The organism is Lentzea guizhouensis (assembly GCF_001701025.1).
In the GTDB taxonomy this organism is placed as follows: domain Bacteria; phylum Actinomycetota; class Actinomycetes; order Mycobacteriales; family Pseudonocardiaceae; genus Lentzea; species Lentzea guizhouensis.
In genome coordinates, this window is record NZ_CP016793.1 from 194,019 (window position 1) to 214,063 (window position 20,045).

Below are 20,045 nucleotides of genomic sequence, written 5' to 3' on the forward strand. Positions count from 1 at the left end.
ATGTGCCGCGTGGACCTGCCACTGACCCCGCCCCTGCAACCGATGCTCGCCACCGCCGTGGACGGCATCCCGGACTCGGGCGACATGCTGTTCGAACCGAAGTGGGACGGCTTCCGGTGCGTGGTGTTCCGCTCCGGCGACGAGGTCTTCCTGCAGTCGCGCAGCGGCAAGCCGCTGAACCGCTACTTCCCCGAGGTCGCGGCGTCGATGCTGGAGGTGCTGCCGGAACGGGTGGTCATCGACGGCGAGCTCGTCGTGGCGCGTGACGAGGAGCTGGACTTCGACGCGTTGTCCGAGCGGATCCACCCGGCGGCCTCGCGGGTGACGATGCTGGCGGAGACGACGCCGGCGACGTTCGTGGCGTTCGACCTGCTCGCGCTGGGGTCGCAGGAGCTGCTGGAGTCGCCGACCGTGGCGCGGCGGGCCGCCCTGCTGGAGCTGCCGGGGCTGAACGTCACCCCGGCGACGACCTCGGCCGAGACCGCGCGGCAGTGGTTCACGCTGTTCGAGGGCGCCGGGCTGGACGGGGTGATGGGCAAGCTCGCCGACGGCCCGTACACGCCGGGCAAGCGTTCGATGATCAAGGTGAAGCACGCGCGCACGGCCGACGTCGTGCTCGCGGGCCTGCGCTGGCACAAGGATACCGAACCGGGCACGGCGGTCGGTTCGCTGTTGCTCGGTGTCTACGACGACAACGACCTGTTGCACCACATCGGTGTCTGCGGTTCCTTCAAGGCCGCCGAACGCCGTGAGCTCGCCACCGAGCTGGCGCCGTTGATCACCGAGTCCGACGAGCACCCGTGGGCGAACCCCCAGCAGGGACAACGCATCCCCGGTGAGATCAACCGGTGGCGCGGCAAGCAGGCCGAGTACGTGGCGCTGCGGCCGGAACGGGTGCTGGAGATCCACTACACCCAGATCGAGGGCGAGGCCCCGGTGCGGCTGCGGCACAACGGCCAGTTCGCGCGGTGGCGCCCGGACCGCGAACCGCTGTCCTGCCGGTACGACCAGCTGGAGGCGCCGGCGCGTTATGACGTGGCGTCGGTGCTCAAGGGCGAGATGCGAGCACGCTAAGCCTCAGGCCGTGCGGATCGTGTGGCACCCACGGAAGCGATGACCACACAACACACAGCGACCCATTGCGCCGGTTTGAGCTGCTCACCGAGCAGCAGCAGCCCGGCCACCGCGGCGACCGCGGGTTCCAGCGACATCAGGATCCCGAAGACGCGCGGCGGGATCCGGCGCAGCGCCTCCAGCTCCAGCGAGTAGGGCACGACCGACGACATCAACGCCACCGCGAGGCCCGCGACCAGCACGAACGGGTCGAGCAACGCCGTGCCCGCCGACGTGACGCCGAACGGCAACGCGATCACCGCGCCGACGACCATCGCCAGCGCCAGGCCCTTGCCGTCGGAGGTCTGGCTGCCGAGCTTGGCCGCCAACAGGATGTAGCCCGCCCAGCAGACCGCCGCGGCCAGCGCGAACAGCACACCGCCCAGCTCCAGTCCGCCCTGGGCACGGGTCAGCAGCAGCACACCGCCGGCGGCGAGCAGCACCCACACGCCGTCGAGCCAGCGCCGTGAGCCGACCACCGCCACCGCCAGCGGGCCGAGGAACTCGATCGTGACCGCGGCGCCGAGCGGGATGCGTTCGAGTGCCTGGTAGAAGGTGAGGTTCATCGCGGCCAGCACGGCGCCGTAGCTCGCGATGACCAGCAGCGTGCGGCGGTCCATGCGCAGTGACGGGCGCCAGATCAGCATCAGCACCACGGCGGCGAGAACCAGCCGCAGAGCCACCGTGCCGGTCGCGCCGACGAGCGAGAACAGCTGTTTCGCGAACGCCGCGCCGACCTGGACGCTGACGATGCCGAGCAGGACGAGTGCCGGTGGCGGAACCGCCCCCATCAGCCTCACGACGGGTACGCGGTCCGAATGAGCCATGGCCTCCATCGTGCCCCAGACCGCTTCGCCACCCGATGTGATTTCCCACCGGGCGGGAACGGCCCTACTCACCCTGTTCTCACCTGGTGCGTGCGAGGCTCGACACCAGTTGGAGTTGGCTGAGAGTGAGGAACACCTGTGCGTCGCGCTGCCCTGGTCCTGCTGGCAGTGAGCGTGCTGACGGCGTGCAGCGCCGGGCCCTCGCTCCGGCCGGTGATCGCGGTCAAGGGCGAGGGGGACCAGCCCGTCGACCAGAGCGCGCTCGCCGGACCGCAGCCCGTTCCGCCGCTGGAGGACTACCGGACGGACTCGCTCGCGTGGTCGCCCTGCAGTGAGCAGATGCGCGACCGCATCCGCACGAACGTGCCGGAGGGCGACCAGAAGTACGAGTGCGCGCGCATGACCGTGGTGCTCGACCCGCCCGGCCGGCCCGGTCGCGGCTCGCTCAGCGTCTCGCTGACGCGGGTGGGCACGGGCAAGAGCCCGCTGGTCGTGGTCAGCGACCCCGACGGCGAGCCCGGCACCGTGAAGGCCGCCCGGCTCGCGGCCGCACTGCCGAAGGACGTCCTCAGCACCTTCACGATCATCGGCGTGGACCGCCGCGGCACCGGCCGCTCCGAGGGCATGGCGTGCGTGCCGTCCGGAACGCGCGCGACCCTCGTCGAGTACGACCCGGCCGACACCGAGCAGTCCCAGCTCGTCGTCGCGGCCGGCGAAGCCGCCCAGGAGTGCGTCCTCGACCTGGAGGGCAGGCTGACCGCGTTCGACTCGTGGCGCGCCGCCGCCGACCTCGAACGCCTCCGCGACCACCTCGGCACCGACCGCCTCAACATGATCGGCGTCGGCGAGGGCTCCCGCGTCGTCACGACCTACGCCCAGCGCTACCCGAACCGCATCGGCCGCACCGTCCTCGACGGCGCCCCCGACCCCACCCTCGACCAGGTCGGCGTCCTCGAGTCCCGCGCCGCGGCCGCCGAGGCGACCTTCGAGGCGTTCGCCCGCGACTGCCAGACCCGCGGCTGCACCCTGACCAAGCCGCGCGACGAGGTCAACGCCCTGCTCGCCCAGCTCCGCACCACCCGCATCCGCGGCGAGTACGTGGACCTCACCGCCGGCTCCGCGCTGAACGCGATCCTCACCGGCCTCGAGGACCGCACCCGCTGGCCCGCGCTGGCCGACGCCATCGTCAAGGCCCGGGCCGGCGACGGCACCGGCCTCTTCACCTTCCTCGAACCGCTCGTCAACGACCTCGACGAGAACCCGCCGCGCTTCGACGCCGGCCTCGTGATCAGCTGCAACGACACCACCACCCGCATCCCACCCGACCGGGTGAAGGCGCTGACCACCGACTGGCAGGGCAAGCACGCCATGTTCGGCCCCCTCTTCGCCCGCCGGCTGCTGCACTGCAGCCCGTTCCCGGTCCCGTCACTGCCCAAGGTCGACCCGCTGAAGAGCGCACCCCCGATCGTGCTGCTCAGCACCGCCGACGACCCCGCCACCCCGGCTTCCGGAACCGAACACGCGGCCCAGCGCCTGCCGGGCTCGGTGCTGATCGGCTGGCAGGGCAGCGGCCACGGCGCTCTCGGGCAGTCGGGCTGCGCGACGACGTCCGTGCGCGACTACCTGATCGACGCGAAGGTGCCGACCAACGGCACGGTCTGCCCGCCCTGACCCGCGAGCAGCAGCCAGCTGATATATCGGATGTCACCCGGCTCACCAGCACGAACGACAACGGGGAGCCCTCCGCGCTCGGAAGGCTCCCCGTACCGACTCTGGCGTCAGCAGCTCGAACAGCAGCCGCAGCCGGGACCCGTGCACCCGGAACAGCACCCACACGTACCCATCAGGGCCTCCCCGTCTCAAACCGGACCAGCGGGACCTCCGCGCATCCCACGGTCCGCCCCGGCACCACACCTGGGAACCCCCCTCACCCGAACGCGTCGGCACTGCCACCGATGGGTTGCCGCCGGTGACCGCGCTACGCGCCCAGGTCCTCCAGGGCCTTCTGCGCGGCCTCCAACTCAGCGCGCAGCTGCTCCACGCGAGCGAGCTGCTGGGCACGCGCCGCGCTCAGGACACCCTCGACGATCTCGGCGACCTCGGGGGTGAGCAGCTTCGCGGCCTGGGCCACGGCGGCGGGCGGGACCGCGGTCGGGCGCACGGCCTTGCGGGTGCCCTGCAGCACCTCGACGGTCCACTCGCCCTCGCCGACGCTGACCAGGGTGACGGTGACCTCCGGCGCCGACTTCGCGGCACCCGCCTTGCGGGCGGGCTTGGGCGCCGGCGGCGGTGCTTCGACAGCAGGAGCGGGTTTCGGCTTGGGGGCCGCGGGCTTCACCGGCGCCTCCGGGACGTAGGGGTGCTCGATCACAGTCTCTCGCGGCGGCTCCGGCGGCGCAGCGGGTGGTGCGGCCGGTTTCTTGCGGGGCGGCGGTTTCTCCAGCGTGAGCTCGGACGGGCCGAACGACATCTCGTCCTTCGACCCCGTCGGCCGCACCTGGATGAAGTCGCCCTCCTCCGGGTCGGTCAGGGCGAGCACCTTCGCCGACCTCCCCGCCTCCATGCCCACCGCGGCCGCCGTGAACCAGACCAGCGGCTGGGTGCCTCCGTCCAGCTGAGCGCGCAGGCTGTCGACGTCCTCCGCCGACAACCCGCTCTTCTTCGCCATCGCACTGCCTCCCGCCATTCGAACACCTGTGCGCAAGCATGCCCTACACCCCTGACAATTCTGAGCACCGGGTCAACGGCAAGATCAAGTCCAGAACCGCACGGCAGCGCTTCCACAAAGGAGGTTCAGCGGGAGGTCAGGCCTCTTCGGCCCGCAACCGGTACTCGCACCCGTACTCGACCACGTAAGCCAGGTCGTACACGTGCACGATCTTCGGGCCACTGTGCAGGTGCACGTACGTGACCGTCTGCTTCGGGTCCTCCGGCACGGACGGCAGCGAGTCGACCCGGCCGTCGAGGGGACCGCCGACGTACCGGACGACATAGGGCTGGGACATCGCGACCTCCTCTCGTCCGCTCCAGTCTACGGAGTCGGCCACTGCATCAGTGCTCGATACAGCCGGTTGGCCCACTCGCCGGACCAGCGAACGAGTGGCCGCCTAGGACTTGCGGGCCCGCGACGGCTGCACCCGCATCGGCTCGCCCGGCATCTTCGGGTAGTCCGGCGGATACGGCATCTCCCCGCGCGGATCCGCCGCGTACCACTCCAGCAGCGTCTCGATCCCGAACGCCTCCGAGTCCAGCCCCGCGTGCGGATCCCCGTGCTCGGCCAGGTAGGCAGGCACGGTCAGCACGTCGAAGTCGTCCGGGTCCACAGTGGACAGGTCGTCCCAGGGAACAGGCGTGGACACGGTCGCACGCGCGGTCCCGCGCACCGACCACGCCGACGCGATCGTGCGGTCCCGCGCCGCCTGGTTGAAGTCGATGAAGACGCGCTCGCCGCGTTCTTCCTTCCACCACGCGGAGGTGGCGAGCGAAGGCGCCCGCTTCTCCACCTCGCGCGCCAGGGCGATCACGGCGTGCCGGACGTCGATGAAGTCCCACTCGGCCCGGATCCGGACCGCCACGTGGATGCCGCGGCCGCCGGAGGTCTTGGGGTAGCCGACGAGTCCCGCGTCGGCGAGCACCTCGCGCAGAACCAGGGCGACGCGGGCGGCGTCCGAGAAGTCGGTGCCCGGCTGCGGGTCGAGGTCGATGCGCAGCTCGTCGGGCGAGTCGACCAGCGGGCGGCGGACGGGCCACGGGTGGAAGTCGAACGTGCCCAGGTTCGCGGCCCACACGATCACCGCCTCCGAGGTCGGGCAGATCTCGTCAGCGGGGCGGCCGGAGGGGAAGCGCACCTGCACCGTCTCGACGTAGTCGGGAGCGCCCTTCGGCACGCGCTTCTGGTAGAACGCCTCGCCCTCCACGCCGTCGACGTAGCGCTTCAGCACGACCGGGCGGTCGCGCAGGACGGAGAGCAGCACAGGGGCGACCGTGCGGTAGTACTCGACCACCTGGCGCTTCGTGATGTCCCGCGCGGGGAAGTACGGCTTGTCCGGGTTGGACACCCGCACCAGCTGGTCACCGACCTGGAGCTCGATCGCCTTCGACTTCGCAGCAGCCACGCCGAAACACTAGAGGCCCCGGACGAACGCCGCGAGCGCCAGCTCGAAGCTGTCGCGGTCGAGCTCGCGGGCCACGCCCGGCAGCAGGTGGGCGCGGTCGAGGTGCGGGTAGCGGCCCGAGTAGTCGGCGGGGTCGGCGGAGAAGCCGCTGGAGAACGAGCTCAGCGCCGCACCGAACACGAGGTACATGACGCCCGCGGCGATCATCGTGGCCTCACGGCGGGACCAGCCGGCGTCGACCAGGGCGCCGTGCATGACGTCCAGTCGGTTCAGCGACTCTTCACGGCCTGCTGGGCCGTAGGCGAGGAACGGCACGATGTTCGGGTGTGACGCCAGCGCCTCACGGTACGAGCGCGCGCACTGGATCAGGCCCGCCCGCCAGTCGCCCGAGGCGAAGCCCGACACGTCGATCGAGGCCAGGATCGCCGAGGCCACGTCGTTGAGCAGCGCGTCCTTCGTCTTCACGTGCCCGTACAGCGAGGCCGCCTGCACGCCCAGCTCAGCGGCGAGCTTGCGCATGGACAGGCCGTCCAGGCCGTCGCGGTCGATGATGGCCAGGGCCACCGACCGGATGCGGTCGGGGCTCAACAGAGGGGTGCTCGGCCGCGGCATGTGAGTTAACCTAACACTGTTCGGTTTATCAGGAGGACCCGTGGACTTGACGCTTTCTGACGAACACCGGCAGCTCAGGGAGCTGGCCCGGCGGTTCACGGACGAGCAGGTCGTCCCGCACGCGACCCGCTGGGACCGGGAGGAGGCGATCGACCGGGACCTCGTGCCGCGGCTCGGCGAGGTCGGGTTCCTCGGGCTCGGCGTCGACGAGTCCTACGGCGGCTCCGGCGGCGACAACCTCGCGTACTGCCTGGTCCTGGAGGAGATCGCGCGGGGCGACAGCGCGGTGCGCGGGATCATCTCGGTGTCACTGGGCCTGGTCGCGAAGTCGATCGCCAAGCACGGCACCGAGGAGCAGAAGCAGCGCTGGTTGCCGGGGCTGACCAGCGGCGCCCAGGTCGGCTGCTTCGCGCTCACCGAACCCGGCACCGGCAGCGACGCGGGCAGTCTCGTCACCAAGGCCACCAGGACCGGCAGCGGCTGGGTGCTCAACGGCCGCAAGGTCTTCATCACCAACGGCACGTGGGCCGACGTCGCCCTGGTGTTCGCCCGCACCGGCGGACCCGGCCCGAAGGGCATCAGCGCGTTCCTCGTGCCCACGACCACACCTGGCTTCACCGCCACCGAGATCAAGGGCAAGCTCGGCATGCGCGGCCAGGCCACCGCCGAGATCACCCTGGAGGACGTCCACGTCGAGGCCGACGCCCTGCTCAGCGAGGAGGGCTTCAAGCTCGCGATGGGCGCGCTCGACAAGGGCCGCATGTCCGTCGCGGCGGGCTGTGTGGGCGCCGCGCAGGGCGCACTGGACGCCGCGCTGCACTACGCCAAGGAACGCGAGCAGTTCGGCAGACCCATCGCGGGTTTCCAGCTCGTGCAGGAGCTGCTCGCCGACATGGCCGTGGAAACCGAGGCGGCGCGCCTGCTCACCTGGCGGGTGGCCGACCTCGCGGACAGGGGCCTGCCGTTCGGCACCGAGGCGTCCATGGCCAAGCTCTACGCCAGCGAGGCCGCGGTGAAGGTCGCCAACAACGCGATCCAGGTGTTCGGCGGCTACGGCTACATCGACGAGTACCCGGTGGGCAAGTACCTGCGGGACGCCCGTGTCACGACCCTCTACGAGGGCACCAGCCAGATCCAGAAACTGCTCATCGGTCGCGCGCTGACGGGCATCAACGCGTTCGTCTAAGGGAGAGAAATGGACTTCACGCTCGACGCCGAGCAGAAGGAGATCCGCGACTGGGTGCGGACCTTCGTGCGCAAGGAGATCGTCCCGCTGGAGCCGGAGGTGCTGCGCCGCGAACGCGCCGGGCAGCCCGGCCTGCCCAAGGACGAGCTCAAGGCGTTGCAGGAGAAGGCGAAGGCCGCCGGCTTCTTCGGCGTGCTGACGCCGCAGGAGTACGGCGGCATGGGCCTGGGCGCGATGATGACCGCGCTCATCGAGGCGGAGCTCGGCCGGTCCTTCGTGCCGTTCCGGTTCGGCGGGTACGCGGACAACATCCTGTTCCACGGCAACGAGGAGCAGAAGCAGCGCTACCTGCTGCCGACGATCTCCGGCGAACGGGTGTCGTGCTTCGCGATCACCGAGCCCGGCGCCGGCAGTGACGCCAAGGCCATCCGCACGTCCGCGGTCCGCGACGGCGACGAGTGGGTCATCAACGGCGAGAAGACCTTCATCACGCAGGGCAACGAGGCCGACTTCGTGATGGTGTTCGCCGTGACGGACAAGGAGAAGGGCGCCGACGGCGGCGTCACCTGCTTCCTCGTCGACCGCGACATGGGCTGGAAGTCCGAGCCCATCCCGACCATGGGCCAGTGGGGTCCGGCGGCGCTGGTGTTCGACAACGTCCGGGTGCCGCACGAGAACATCCTCGGCGAGGAGGGCAGGGGCTTCCACCTCGCCATGCAGTGGATCGGCCAGGGCCGCTACCTGCTGCCCGCCCGCGCGCTCGGCTCGGTCGAACGCCTCGTCGAGATGGCGATCGAGCAGGCCCGCAACCGCGTCACGTTCGGCAAGCCGATCGCCGAGTACCAGGCCATCCAGTGGATGATCGCGGACTCCGCCGTCGAGATCGAGGCGCTGCGCTGGCTCGTGCTGCACGCCGCGTGGCTCGTCGACCAGAAGCAGGACTCGCGGCAGGCGCAGTCGATCGCGAAGCTCTACGGCGGCATCAAGGCCAACGAGATCGTCGACCGCGTGCTGCAGATCCACGGCGGCATGGGCTACACCCGCGAGCTGCCGATCGAGCGCTGGTACCGCGAGCTGCGCCTGCTGCGCATCTACGAGGGCACCGACGAGATCCAGCGCCGCACGATCGCCCGCAACCTGCTCAAGGGGCACGCGAACATCCGCGGATCGCTGGGATAAGTGCTCGACCACGACATCCTCGGCGTCGTCGGACGACAGGTCCGCACCTGGTCGTCCGGCGACGCCGAGGTGTACGCGCAGGCGGTCGGCGGCCACTCCACCGCGTTCGCCATCCCGTTGCTGCAGCACGGCGGTCCACAGCTCGGGCTCACCGGCGCCGACATGACCCAGGTCCTGCACGCCGAACAGTCGTTGTGGCTGCACAAGCCGTTGCCGCGGAACGGCTCCACGGTCGTCACCAAGACGTTCACGGACATTTACGACAAAGGTTCCGGTGCGTTGGTGGTGAGCACCTGGGAGTCGGAGTACGCGTCCACCCGTTCGTCGTGCTTCATCAAAGGAGAAGGCGGTTTCGGCGGTCCACGTGGAGAAACCCGCGGCTTCTCGGTACCGGGCACCGAACCGGAGGTGACCGTCTTCCGCACCACCGCCGACCAAGCGCTCAAATACCGCGAAACCGGCGACGTGAACCCGATGCACCACGACCCCGCGTTCGCCCGGCTGGCCGGGTTCGAGCAGCCGATCCTGCACGGCCTGTGCACGCTCGGGATCACCGTGCGGGGCAAGGACTTCACCGAGCTGCACGCCAAGTTCACCGCTCCCGTGACACCCGGTGACGAGCTGCGGGTCGAACACTGGCCGACCGGCGAGTTCCGCACCTCGGTGGCCGGCAAACAGGTGCTCATCGGTTCGGTTTTCCGAAGTGGACGCACGCCCGGCCGGTGAACGATCGGGCCCATGAGCTCTGCCATCGCCCTCGTGGACGCCGGAATCGAGCCGGTTCGCGTCGCCGTCGACTCCCGTGACCTGATCAGTGCCGCCGGGGTGACACACCTGCTGAAGAACTCACCGCGGGTGCGAGTGGTGACCGACCGCGCCGACGCGCACGTGCTGCTGGCCGTGGTGAACGAACTGTGTGCGCAACAAGCCGCGCGGCTCAAGGCGATCGCGGCACCCCGGATCGTCGTGATCGCGGCACGGGTGCACGACCTGACACCGTCCATCGCCGCTCAGGCAGGCCTCGCGAACCCGGTGCGCCGCGCCGACGTCAACACCGAACGCCTGGAGAAGCTGCTGCTCGGCGGGCAGACGTTGCAGGAGGCGCCGTCCGTGCTGAGCGACCGCGACCTGCGGCTGCTGCGGCTGCTGGCCGAGGGCGCCACGATCGCCGAGGTCGCGCAGCGGTTGTTCTGCTCGGAGCGGACCGTGAAGTACGCGCTGCACCAGTTGCTGGACCGGTTCGGGCTGCGCAACCGGGTGCACGCGGTCGCCTGGGCGATCCGCGCCGGGCTGCTCTGACGATCAGTCGCCGAACACCGCGGACAGCTGCACCCGCCTGCTGATGCCGACCTTGCGGTACACGCGGGTCAGGTGCAGCTCGACCGCCCGTTGCGTGACGTTGAACCGGGTGGCGATCGCCCGGTTCGTCTCCCCGTCCAGCGCCAGCCGCACGATCCGCGACTCGTGCGGGGTCAGCCTTCCCCACGCGGAACCGGTCCTGCGCGCCGGTTCCCGCACGGCCGTCCCGCCGAGCCGGGCCTTCGCCGCCCCCGCGACCAGCCGCCACGGCGCGATCGCCAGGTTGTCCGCCCGCCACAACGCCAACCGCTCGCCGCACTCGGTCGCGTCGGCGAGCGCCGCCCGCGGCGAGCCGAGCTCCAGGTGCATGCGGCCGCGGTGGTGCAGCAACGCGGTGCACACCCACGCCGGCGGCAACGTGCCCGCATAACCCAGCCGCCGCAGCAACTCCCACGCCTCACCGGCGCGCCACCGTCCACAGCGGACGCGACGAACGCCGCCGCGCCCAGCGCCGCGCAGCCACGGGCGGGCGAGGTTCGCGCGGTCAGCTCGCGGACCAGCCGGGACACCTCGGCGTGGTCGCCGTTGCACCGGTGCGCCCACGCCTCCAACGCCACCAGCCAGTCGTCCTCGGCACCGGCCAGCCGCAACCGCAGCCGGGGCGCCAGCTCCAGCAGCACGCTCGCGTAGCCGGTGCTGGTGTGCAGCAACGCGAGACCCGCGAACACCAGGTCCGGCATCGCACCTCCGCCGTGCGCGACCTCCCCCAGCACCTGCTCGGCGAGCTCGGCCCCGTCGCCGCGCAGGCTGAGCCAGAACGCGCGCAGGGCCGGGGTGTCGTCGCTCGGCGTGGCGTGCGCGGCGCTCATCGAGGTCGCGACCGGCCCGAGCTCCAGCCCGAGCACCTCCTCGTCGCACTGCCAGTCCAGCACCACGGCGCCGAGCGGACCCGCGAGCCGGCCCACGAGCCGGCTCAGCTCCCGGCCCGCGGCGCGATTCCGCAGCGCAGGTGCAGGTCCGCCATCCCGGCCGCCACCTCCTCCGCACCCCGCGCGTCCATCGGCTCCCGCAGTGCCGCGCGCAGACATCGCACGGCCTGCTCGGGCCGTCCCGCCACCCGGTGCAGCCGTGCCGCCGCAACCAGTACCGGCGCAACCCACGGCAGCGCAACGGGTTCCGCACAGGCCACGACCTGTTCGGCGACAGCGGTCGCGGTGTCCCGGCGCCGGTACAGCACGTGCGCGGCTGTGCGGTGCAAGCGTTCGCGCGCGTGCGGTGTCATCTCGTGGCGGATCGCGTGCCCCAGCGCGGGCGACTGGATGCGCGTCGGCCCCGCGAAGGCGAGCCGCGCGTCCACCAGCCGTTCGACCGCGGCGAGCACCTCGACCGACGACATCCCGGTGACCTCGCCCAGCACGGCCGGCTCCACCTCCCCCAGCACGGCGAGCGCGCGACCGACGGTCACCGCCGCGGCATCCAGCACGGCCCACCGGCGCACCGCCCGCAGCAGCCGCGGCAGCCGCAACGCCGGCAACGTCTCCCGCAGGCACCGCACCGCGAGGTCCGGCACCAGGTCCAGCACGTCGCTCAGCACACCCGGCGCACCGCCGGTGAACCGCAGGCACAGCTCGGTCAGCTCCGGCGGCACCTCACCGTCGACCCGCCGTCGCAGCAGCTCGGTCACCGCCGCGGCACCGACCGGCCGCACCGCCACCGCCGCCGCACCGGGCAGGAGGTCCAGCACCACGTCCGGATCCACATCGCCCGCCAGCAACACCGGCCCCCGGTACCTCGCGAGCCGCTCCACCTTCTCGGCGGGCAGCTGCTCGGCGTCGTCGACCACCAGCACCGTGCGCCGGTCGACGCCGGACCACGCCCGCACCGGCGTCATCCCGCTGCGCACCGCGATCGACGACGCCACGGCCAGCAACGCGCTCTTCCCCGTCCCCGGACCCCCGTGCACGACGCACGACCGCCCGTCGCGCAACGCCTCGGTCACCGCGGCGACCTCCCGTTCCCGGCCGACGAGCCGACCGGCCGCTTGACTCGTGGCGGCACCGGCCGGTCCGAGCCGGCGAGGGGAAGGGGCGCTCATGTCATCCGTCCTTTCTGGGACGGTTTCCAGGAAATCGCCTCGTCAGCGCGAGGACCATGCAGAACGACCGGCAGAAGTTCCGGTCCGCGGCATCGGGTGAGACGCGGCCCACACGTCCGCCGTCGCACGTCAACCAGCCCGCCGCGGCGACCGATGGGGCAAATCTCATTTGGCCGGTCGTTTCCCGGCTGATGCACCAGGTGAAGACACGCCCGGACCGTGAACCATTTCGCCGCCGTGTGCGTGGTGCATTGTGTAACCACCGGCGAACAACTTGGGAGCTCCGATGCGGGTCGCATCACGCACCGTCTTCGACTTCATCCGTCCCGACGGCGCGGGCGCACCCGTGGACACGGAGATGGTCTACTCGGCCGACGACCCGTTCGCGGTCACGATGCACTTCCACGCGGGCGGCGCGGTGTCGACCTGGATCATGGGCCGCGACCTGCTGTGGGACGGCCTGTCCCGTCCTGCGGGCAAGGGCGACGTGCGGGTGCGCCCGAGCGGCCGCGCGGTGGTCCTCGAGCTCGTCTCCGACCGGCACGTCACGGTGTTCCGGGTGCCCGCCTCGACGCTGCGCAAGTTCCTCGACGCGAGCCACCGCCTGGTGTCGCCGGGGACGGAGCACTTCGACGCGGACGCCTTCCTGAGCACCGTCCTGCGCTGACCGGCACTGAGCTCAGCCCGTCAGGCGGATGCCCAACGCCTCGGCGACCTCGTGCTGCAGCTTCGTCATGCCGGGCGACTCGTAGCCCTCGCTCTCGGCCAACGCGCGCACGCGGTGCCGTGTGCTCGCATCGTGGTCACCCATCTGCTCGCACGTCCGGGCGAGCTCGATCAGCACGGACACCCTGGCCTCGGGGTCGACCATGGTCTCGGCCGCGCCGGCGAGCTGCTCCCTGGCCTCGGCGAACCGGTCGGCCGCGACCAGCGCGCGGGCTCTGCTGTGCCGCACCATCGCGCGCAGGCCGCCGAACTCCCCGACCAGCGTCTCGGCCTCGGCCACGACGGGCAGTGCCTGCTCCGGTTCACCCGCCGCCGTGAGGCTGTCCGCGAGTCGCAGCAGCAGTTGGGCGGTGTTCTCTCTCGCGACACCGCGCTGGGTGTCACGCACCTCCCGTTCCTCGGCGATGGCCGCGCGATGCGTCTCGACCGCGTCGGCGGAGCGGCCCATCCGTTGCAGCAGCACGCCGGTGAACGACAACGCGAACACGACCCCCATCGGCAACCCGGCCACCCGGAACAGCTCGGCGGCGCGACGGCCGTGCGTCACCGCCGTCGCGTGGTTGCCCAGACGGGTCTCGACGCCCGCGCGGTAGTAGTGCGCCCACGCCGTCTCCACGGTCGAGCCGCACTCCTCGGCCAGCCTCAGCGCCGCCTCGTGGGTCTGCAGGGCCAGCGGCAGCCGGGCCGCACGCGCGAAGTACACCCAGGTCAGGAAGTTGAGCTGTTTCGCCTCGTGCTCCGTGCGGCCGAGTGCGTGCGCGGCGTCGACACCGGCCGTGTAGACCTCCGCCCACAGCTCGCCCGGACCGCGGTGGTCGGAGTACCAGTGCATCGCGTTCGCCAGCTCCAGCACGACCTCGTGGTCGCCGTCGCGCACGGCCTCCCGCAGCGCGCCACGCCAGTTCGCCCGTTCCACGAGCAGCCACCGGTCCGCGTTTTCCAGGTCGGCCGCGCCTTGTTCGTCCGGGTGGAACAAGGCCGCCGCCGTCGTCGCGCGGGCCATCAGCCAATCGCGTGTTCGTAGGCGGTGCGTGTCCAGGTCAGGTTCTTCGCTGTGCAAACGCTCGCGCGCGTAGTCCCGGATCAGGTCGTGGAACGTGTACCGGCCGGGAAGGTCACCCGGACGCACGAGGCTCGCGTCGACGAGTTCCTCCAGCAACGCCTCCGCGTCCTCGGGCGAGATCTTCGCGGCGACGGCGGCGAGCTCGGCCGAGGTGTCCGGTCCCGGCACCAGCGCGAGCCGGCGGAACACCGTGGCGGTCCCCGGCGCGAGCAACCGGTAGGACAGCTCGAACGCCGTGCGCACCTGGACGTCGTCGGTGGCGAGCACGTCGAGGCGTTCGCGTTCGTCGGAGAGCCGGTCGGCGAGCTGCCGCGGCGACCACGGCCCGGTGAGCCGGTGGCCCGCGATCGCGAGCGCCAGCGGGATGCCGCCGCACAACCCCGCGACGAGCCCGGCGGACTCGCGGTCGGCCCGCACGCGGTCGCCCGCCACCGCCGTGAGCAACGCGACGGCGCCGTCGCTGCTCAACGGACCGAGCTCGACGCGGTGCCGAGCTATCAGGCCGGCCAATATATTGCGGCTCGTGACCAGCACGAGCGAGCCGGGAGCTGCCGCGAGCAACGGACGGAGCTGGGCCTCGTTGGCGGCGTTGTCGAGCACGAGCAGCACCGAGCGTTCACGCAGCATCGAGCGGTAGAGCCGGTCGCGGTCGCCGGCGTCGGACGGCATCCGCGCGTCCGGCACGCCGAAGGCGGTGAGCAGCCGGGCGATCGCGCGGTCCGGCGACAACGGCGCCGGATCCATGCCGCGCAGGTCGAGGTACAGGCAGCCGTCGGCGAACGCGCAGCCGAACCGGTGCGCGGCGTCGACGGCGAGCGCGGTCTTGCCGACACCGGGTGGTCCGTGCACGACGACAACGTCGAGCAAGTTAGAGGTACTCGCACTCATGACCCACTCGGCGAGCTGCCGTTGCTCGGCGGCCCGTCCGGCGAGCTCGACGGCGGGTGGCGGGGAGCAGGTCCGGTCGGCGCGCTCCGGCCGTGGCTGCACCGCCTCGCCGAGCCGGGCCAGCGTGCCGAACTCCCCCGCCTCGCCCAGGTCGAGCTCGAGCCCGGCCACCAACAGGTCGATGGTGGAGGCCTGGGGTGTGTGGACGCGTCCGCGTTCGAGATCGCTCAACGCGCGCACGCTCAGCCCCGTGCGGGACGCGAGTTGCTCTTGTGTCAGACCAGCTCTGCGTCGATAGAAACGCAGGAACTCACCGAACGTCGTCCCGCGCATTCCTCCGCCTTCGCACGCCCATTTGCCCAAGGGCGATTATTCAGGCGTTGAGACTCGTCAGCATCTGCGCACACACTCGCGACAGATGGCGTCGCATCACGCCCGACGCGCGCGCCGCGTCCCCATCGGCGATCGCACGTACAAGCTCGTCGTGGTCGTCCATCGACGCGTGCTGGTGCGGTGGGTCGTCCTCCAACGCACTGCGCAACAGCACCACCCGTTGCTGCACCAGCCGCACCTGCTCGGCGATCCGCGGGCTGCGCGCCGCGTCGAGCAACGTCTGGTGGAACGCCAGGTCCAGCCGGTACGGGAACGGCTGCCCCGCCCGGTAGTTCCGCCGCGACTCGGCACACACCTCCTGCAGCCGCACCAGGTCGACGTCGGTGCGCCGGGACGCCGCGAGCTCTGCCGCCGCGCACTCCAGGGCCGTGCGCAGCTCGAACAACGCCCGCACCTCGTCCTCGTCGGCGGCCGGCACGAACGCGCCCCGGTGCGGCACCAGCGTGAGCAGGCCCTCCGAGGCCAGGTGCCGGATCGCCTCGCGCAACGGGCCGCGGCTGATGCCGAGCTGCTGCGCCACCTCGACCTCGTTCACCCGCGCGCCCGCCGGGATCACCCCGGTCAGCACCTGCTCGCGCAGGACGTCGACCGCCTGACCGGCGAGGCTCAGGTGCAGGGGAGGTGTCACGTTCGTCTCCTGATCTGGACGGCACCGACCGTCCGTCCCTACATTATGTGCGTGGTCGACTGTCGACAGTTGGCAGTTCGAGAACCCGGTTCAGAGGGAGGCGTCATGGGGCACGAGGTGGTCGCGGAGGTCTGGCGGGGCGACTTCCTGGAGTCGGTGCACCACGGCACCGTCGTCGCGACCGACGCCACCGGCACCCCGGTGCTGTCCGTCGGCCGGCCCGACGACGTCGCGTTCCCCCGCTCGTCCAACAAGCCGCTGCAGGCGCTCGCGATGCTGCGCAACGGCCTCGACCTCGACGGCGAGCTGCTCGCGCTGGCCTGCGCGTCGCACTCCGGTGAGGACTTCCACGTCGAGGGCGCGCTGCGCATCCTCGCCGGCGCCGGCCTGACCGAGGACGCCCTGCGGTGCACGCCCGACCTGCCCATCGGCGAGGCTGCCCGCGCCCAGCACCTCGCCCGCGGCCTCGGCGCCGCCCCGAAGTACATGAACTGCTCCGGCAAGCACGCGGCCATGCTCGCGACCTGCGTCGCCAACGGCTGGTCGACCGAGGACTACCTCGACCCGGCGCACCCGTTGCAGGTCGCCACCCGCGCCACGATCGAGGACGTCGCCGGTGAGCCGGTCGCCCAGGTGGGCGTCGACGGTTGCGGCGCACCGATCTTCGCGATCAGCCTGACCGGTCTCGCCAGGGCGTTCGGCAGGCTCGCCAGCGCGCCCGAGGGCACCCTGGAGCACCGGGTCGCCGCCGCCATGAACGCCCACCCGCAGTGGGTCGGCGGCACCGGCCGGGACGTGACCGTGCTGATGGACGCCCTGCCCGGCGTCATCGCCAAGGACGGCGCCGAGGGCGTCTACGCCGTGGGCCTGCCCACCGGCGAGGGCGTCGCGCTGAAGATCGCGGACGGTTCCTCGCGCGCCCGTGCCGTCGTCGTCGTCGCGGTGCTCAAGCGGCTCGGCGTCGACGTGGACGGGGTCGCCGGCCTCGCGACCGTGCCGGTGCTGGGCCACGGCCGGGCCGTCGGCGCGGTCAAGCCGTCGCTCGCCGTTGCCAGCTGAACGTGTGCCCGCGTCAACACGTCGTACACGTTGATGCCGGGCCGCAGCCACTAAACTCGCAGTCATGGGCGATCCGAAGGACGAGCGCGAACAGTTCCAGGAGGAGCTGATCGGGCTCGACCCGCACGACCCGGAGACGAAGGCGTTCGCCGAGCACCTCGACCGGATGAAGCGCGAACGCTCCGGCTACACGGTGGAGGGCTACCTCGACGGGGTGCAGGACTTCGCCGACTCCGCGAACCGCACAACTGGTCACCGGCGCCTCGTGGCCGTGCTCGTCGTGGGCCTGATCCTGCTGGGTGTCGTGCTGACGATCTGGTTCGCGCTGAGCGACATCGTCACCATCATCTTCTGAAGCAGTCGTCAACGGGGTCTTACGACCGCCCCCGCCGCCACGGCCGCCGGGAAGCCCAGCGGCCGTGGCGGCGTTATAAAGGGTCATGGAACCTGTTGTCGGCACCACCCCCAAAGTCGTGCGTTCCGAAGAGGAATGGCGTACCCAGCTCAACCCCGCCGAGTTCGCGGTGCTGCGGCAGGCAGGCACCGAACGCCCCTGGACCGGCGAGTACGTCGAGACCAAGACCGAGGGCGTCTACGAGTGCCGTGCGTGCGGCGCCGAGCTCTTCCGCAGCGACACCAAGTTCGACTCGCACTGCGGCTGGCCGTCGTTCTTCTCGCCGCTGGCGGGCGAGGCGGTCATCCTGCGCGAGGACCGGACGCTCGGCATGAAGCGCGTGGAGGTGCTCTGCGCCACATGTCACAGCCACCTGGGGCATGTTTTCGAAGGTGAGGGCTACCCCACTCCCACCGACCAGCGCTACTGCATCAACTCCGTCTCCTTGAAACTCGTTCCGTCCGAATAGGAGACTGGGTGCAGCCCGGCCGGGAGTGCCGGGCAGAACCTGGGAGGCGCAATGATCTTCGCCAGTTTCGGTACCGACGGTGAAGGCTCCAGCGGAGTCGACGGCGGCTCCTCCAGCTGAGCCACGAGCCCGCCGCGGAGCGGGGAACCTCAACAGAAAGCGGGCAACCCTAAGGCTTCGTCAACAAGCCTTGTGAGGTTGTGGCACGGACCACACCATGGACTCCAACCAAGCATGGTCTTGGGGGCAGTCAGGGGGTGGTTCTCGTGGAACCTTGGGGATTGTCCGGACCGGAGTTCCTTCAGCTGTACTGGATCGGCCTGGCACTCGCGGTGCTGGCCGCGATCGTGATCCGGGTGCGCGCACGGGCCGGCGGGAGCCAGCCCGTGCGCACGCTCGACGTGGACGAGATCGCCTACCTCGCGGGCGGTCCGCGGCGCGTGGTCGAGACGGCCGTCGCGCGCCTGCTCACCGCCGGTGAGCTCAGGATTTCACGCCGTGGTGCCGTGTCGGCCACCAACTCGCCGCAGTCGCGCAACCACGTGGACCGCGCCGTGCTCACCGACAGCCAGCGCTACAGCAACCGCACGGTCAGCCTGATGATCCCCGCGGTCGCCAAGGACATCGCCGTCAGGGCGATCGGCCTGCGCCTGCAGGAGCTGGGCCTCGTCCTCAGCGAGGAGGCCGTGAAACGCGCTCGTCGCAACGGATCCGCGCTCCTGTGGCTACTGCTCGCAGTCGGGGTGGTGCGCTGGGTCAACGGCATCGCCATCGACGCGAACATCGGCTGGCTGAGCGTGCAGCTCGTCATCACCGCCGTTCTGATCTTCTTCGTGCTGCGGCGCGGCAAGAACCTGCGCACGACCACGGGGGATCGTGTGCTGGACGCCGCCCGCACCGCAGGGGGAAGGGCGACCGGCTCGGAGGACCCCGCCCTCGTGGGCGCGGCCGGGCTGGTCGCCCTCGGCGGCCTCACCGTCTACCCGGACCTGGCGGTGCGCAGCTCGCTGCTCGCCGCACCGGCGGGGACGTCCAGCGGCTACACCGGTGGCAGCGCGTGTTCGACGAGCTCCTCTTCGTGTTCGAGCGGGAGCAGCTGCGGCGGGGGCGGCGGCTGCGGCGGGGGTGGCAGCTGAGCCGCTCCGCGGTTCGGTTGGGTAACAACAGGAACCGTGGAACGGATCTCACGTCGAAGTAGCACGGGCACCGGCGAACGAGGAGTGCTGATGGCCATGGCTTCGACCCGCACCGACTGGTCCGCGGAGGAGATCGGGTTCCTGGCAGGGGGACCGGACAGGGCGGCGCAGGCCGCCCTGTCGCGGCTGATGGACGGCGGTCTCGTACGGGTGTCCCGCGAGGGCCTCGTGACCGCCGTCCACCAGAACGGCTACGGCGCAACGACTCGGCTCGAAGCCAAGGTGCTGGCCGGCGTGCAGGGCGCCGGTCAGCCGGTCGCCTCGGTGGTGTGGTGGACCGCGCGCAGCCCCGAGATGGCCTCACTGCGGCAGAGCCTGACCGACCGCGGGTTGCAGCGCCGGAAGGCCAGCGGCTCCACCGGGTTCCAGGTGCTGTTCATCCTGCTCACCGTCGTGCTGTTCGGCGTCGGTTTCGCCGAGCACATCGTCTGGGTGTTCGCCGCGCTGACGTTGCTGCTCGCCGTCCTGGTGCGCAGGAAGGGCCTGCTGACGCCGGCCGGCCGGACCGTGCTGAAGTACGCCCGGCACAACGTTCCCAGTCGGCCGCACACGGTGGCGTTGCGCGGGCTCACGCCGGGCGGGCGCAGGCGGTCCACATCGAACAACGGCGGCTGGTACTACACGGCCGACGCCGGCTACGTCTACCACTGCGGCACGTCGTCCAGCAGCTGTTCGTCGAGCAGCTGCAGCAGTTCCAGCAGCGGCTGCGGGGGGTCGAGCAGCTCCGGCAGCAGTTGCTCCAGCAGTTCCAGCAGCAGCTGCAGCAGTTCGAGCAGCTGCGGTTCCAGCAGCTGAGGGGGAAT

22 protein-coding genes are annotated in these 20,045 nt (G+C 71.2%); 12 read left to right on the forward strand and 10 right to left on the reverse strand.

Annotation, left to right across the window (positions count from 1 at the left end; translation table 11 throughout):
- Window positions 1-1,074 (forward strand): ATP-dependent DNA ligase, encoded by a 1,074-nt coding sequence (locus BBK82_RS00895; protein ID WP_065913267.1) that lies wholly within the window; start codon window positions 1-3, stop codon window positions 1,072-1,074.
- On the opposite strand, the gene BBK82_RS00900 is transcribed toward BBK82_RS00895, so the two are convergent.
- Window positions 1,071-1,940 carry an EamA family transporter gene (locus tag BBK82_RS00900; protein ID WP_237047983.1) on the reverse strand — a complete coding sequence of 290 codons (870 nt, stop codon included), beginning with the start codon at window positions 1,938-1,940 and terminating at the stop codon, window positions 1,071-1,073. The genes BBK82_RS00895 and BBK82_RS00900 overlap by 4 nt on opposite strands.
- A gap of 138 nt (window positions 1,941-2,078) precedes the next feature.
- On the opposite strand from BBK82_RS00900, the gene BBK82_RS00905 reads away from it, so the two are divergent.
- Entirely contained in the window at window positions 2,079-3,611 is a 1,533-nt protein-coding gene (locus BBK82_RS00905; protein WP_065913269.1) for an alpha/beta hydrolase, read from the forward strand.
- Between the two features lie 307 nt (window positions 3,612-3,918).
- Here BBK82_RS00905 and BBK82_RS00910 read toward each other — a convergent pair whose 3' ends face one another.
- The 4 genes from BBK82_RS00910 to BBK82_RS00925 form a co-directional block, all read right to left on the reverse strand.
- Entirely contained in the window at window positions 3,919-4,626 is a 708-nt protein-coding gene (locus BBK82_RS00910; protein ID WP_237047984.1) for a DUF6319 family protein, read from the reverse strand.
- Between the two features lie 118 nt (window positions 4,627-4,744).
- Window positions 4,745-4,945, reverse strand: coding sequence for a hypothetical protein (locus tag BBK82_RS00915; protein WP_065913271.1), 201 nt, complete (start codon window positions 4,943-4,945; stop codon window positions 4,745-4,747).
- Between the two features lie 102 nt (window positions 4,946-5,047).
- The gene (gene ligD / locus BBK82_RS00920; protein ID WP_065913272.1) at window positions 5,048-6,055 is read right to left on the reverse strand and encodes a non-homologous end-joining DNA ligase; all 1,008 of its coding nucleotides are present in this window, start codon (window positions 6,053-6,055) and stop codon (window positions 5,048-5,050) included.
- A gap of 9 nt (window positions 6,056-6,064) precedes the next feature.
- On the reverse strand, window positions 6,065-6,667 hold the full coding sequence (locus BBK82_RS00925) for a TetR family transcriptional regulator (RefSeq protein WP_065913273.1): 603 nt from the start codon (window positions 6,665-6,667) through the stop codon (window positions 6,065-6,067).
- 40 nt (window positions 6,668-6,707) lie between these two features.
- Between BBK82_RS00925 and BBK82_RS00930 the strand changes: the two genes are divergently transcribed.
- The 4 genes from BBK82_RS00930 to BBK82_RS00945 are packed head-to-tail and all read left to right on the forward strand — an operon-like array spanning window position 6,708 to window position 10,331.
- Entirely contained in the window at window positions 6,708-7,853 is a 1,146-nt protein-coding gene (locus BBK82_RS00930) for an acyl-CoA dehydrogenase family protein (protein ID WP_065913274.1), read from the forward strand.
- A 9-nt stretch (window positions 7,854-7,862) separates the two neighbouring features.
- Entirely contained in the window at window positions 7,863-9,032 is a 1,170-nt protein-coding gene (locus BBK82_RS00935) for an acyl-CoA dehydrogenase family protein (RefSeq protein ID WP_065913275.1), read from the forward strand.
- On the forward strand, window positions 9,033-9,758 hold the full coding sequence (locus BBK82_RS00940) for a MaoC/PaaZ C-terminal domain-containing protein (RefSeq protein ID WP_065913276.1): 726 nt from the start codon (window positions 9,033-9,035) through the stop codon (window positions 9,756-9,758).
- 12 nt (window positions 9,759-9,770) lie between these two features.
- Complete coding sequence (locus tag BBK82_RS00945; protein WP_065913277.1) at window positions 9,771-10,331, forward strand: helix-turn-helix domain-containing protein; 561 nt, start codon at window positions 9,771-9,773, stop codon at window positions 10,329-10,331.
- A gap of 3 nt (window positions 10,332-10,334) precedes the next feature.
- Here the strand turns inward: BBK82_RS00945 and BBK82_RS53640 are convergent, their stop codons facing one another.
- The 3 genes from BBK82_RS53640 to BBK82_RS00955 are packed head-to-tail and all read right to left on the reverse strand — an operon-like array spanning window position 10,335 to window position 12,426.
- Window positions 10,335-10,484: a LuxR C-terminal-related transcriptional regulator gene (locus tag BBK82_RS53640; protein ID WP_237047985.1), complete on the reverse strand. Its 150-nt coding sequence runs from the start codon at window positions 10,482-10,484 to the stop codon at window positions 10,335-10,337.
- Window positions 10,485-10,504: 20 nt separating this feature from the next.
- The gene (locus tag BBK82_RS53645) at window positions 10,505-11,296 is read right to left on the reverse strand and encodes a hypothetical protein (protein WP_237047986.1); all 792 of its coding nucleotides are present in this window, start codon (window positions 11,294-11,296) and stop codon (window positions 10,505-10,507) included.
- 8 nt (window positions 11,297-11,304) lie between these two features.
- On the reverse strand, window positions 11,305-12,426 hold the full coding sequence (locus tag BBK82_RS00955) for an ATP-binding protein (RefSeq protein ID WP_065913279.1): 1,122 nt from the start codon (window positions 12,424-12,426) through the stop codon (window positions 11,305-11,307).
- Window positions 12,427-12,712: 286 nt separating this feature from the next.
- Here BBK82_RS00955 and BBK82_RS00960 point away from each other — a divergent pair, with 286 nt between their 5' ends.
- Window positions 12,713-13,093 carry an SsgA family sporulation/cell division regulator gene (locus BBK82_RS00960; RefSeq protein WP_065913280.1) on the forward strand — a complete coding sequence of 127 codons (381 nt, stop codon included), beginning with the start codon at window positions 12,713-12,715 and terminating at the stop codon, window positions 13,091-13,093.
- A 12-nt stretch (window positions 13,094-13,105) separates the two neighbouring features.
- Here the strand turns inward: BBK82_RS00960 and BBK82_RS00965 are convergent, their stop codons facing one another.
- Window positions 13,106-15,436 carry an ATP-binding protein gene (locus BBK82_RS00965; RefSeq protein WP_065913281.1) on the reverse strand — a complete coding sequence of 777 codons (2,331 nt, stop codon included), beginning with the start codon at window positions 15,434-15,436 and terminating at the stop codon, window positions 13,106-13,108.
- Between the two features lie 40 nt (window positions 15,437-15,476).
- Window positions 15,477-16,124 (reverse strand): GntR family transcriptional regulator, encoded by a 648-nt coding sequence (locus BBK82_RS00970; protein ID WP_065913282.1) that lies wholly within the window; start codon window positions 16,122-16,124, stop codon window positions 15,477-15,479.
- Between the two features lie 105 nt (window positions 16,125-16,229).
- On the opposite strand from BBK82_RS00970, the gene BBK82_RS00975 reads away from it, so the two are divergent.
- From BBK82_RS00975 to BBK82_RS00995, 5 genes are all read left to right on the forward strand, one after another.
- Window positions 16,230-17,183: an asparaginase gene (locus tag BBK82_RS00975; protein WP_065913283.1), complete on the forward strand. Its 954-nt coding sequence runs from the start codon at window positions 16,230-16,232 to the stop codon at window positions 17,181-17,183.
- Between the two features lie 64 nt (window positions 17,184-17,247).
- On the forward strand, window positions 17,248-17,538 hold the full coding sequence (locus BBK82_RS00980) for a hypothetical protein (RefSeq protein ID WP_065913284.1): 291 nt from the start codon (window positions 17,248-17,250) through the stop codon (window positions 17,536-17,538).
- 85 nt (window positions 17,539-17,623) lie between these two features.
- Window positions 17,624-18,046: a peptide-methionine (R)-S-oxide reductase MsrB gene (gene msrB / locus BBK82_RS00985; RefSeq protein WP_065913285.1), complete on the forward strand. Its 423-nt coding sequence runs from the start codon at window positions 17,624-17,626 to the stop codon at window positions 18,044-18,046.
- Window positions 18,047-18,312: 266 nt separating this feature from the next.
- The gene (locus tag BBK82_RS00990) at window positions 18,313-19,182 is read left to right on the forward strand and encodes a TIGR04222 domain-containing membrane protein (protein WP_154696977.1); all 870 of its coding nucleotides are present in this window, start codon (window positions 18,313-18,315) and stop codon (window positions 19,180-19,182) included.
- 90 nt (window positions 19,183-19,272) lie between these two features.
- Window positions 19,273-20,037, forward strand: a complete 765-nt coding sequence (locus BBK82_RS00995; protein ID WP_237047987.1) for a TIGR04222 domain-containing membrane protein — start codon at window positions 19,273-19,275, stop codon at window positions 20,035-20,037.
- Window positions 20,038-20,045 lie beyond the last annotated feature (8 nt).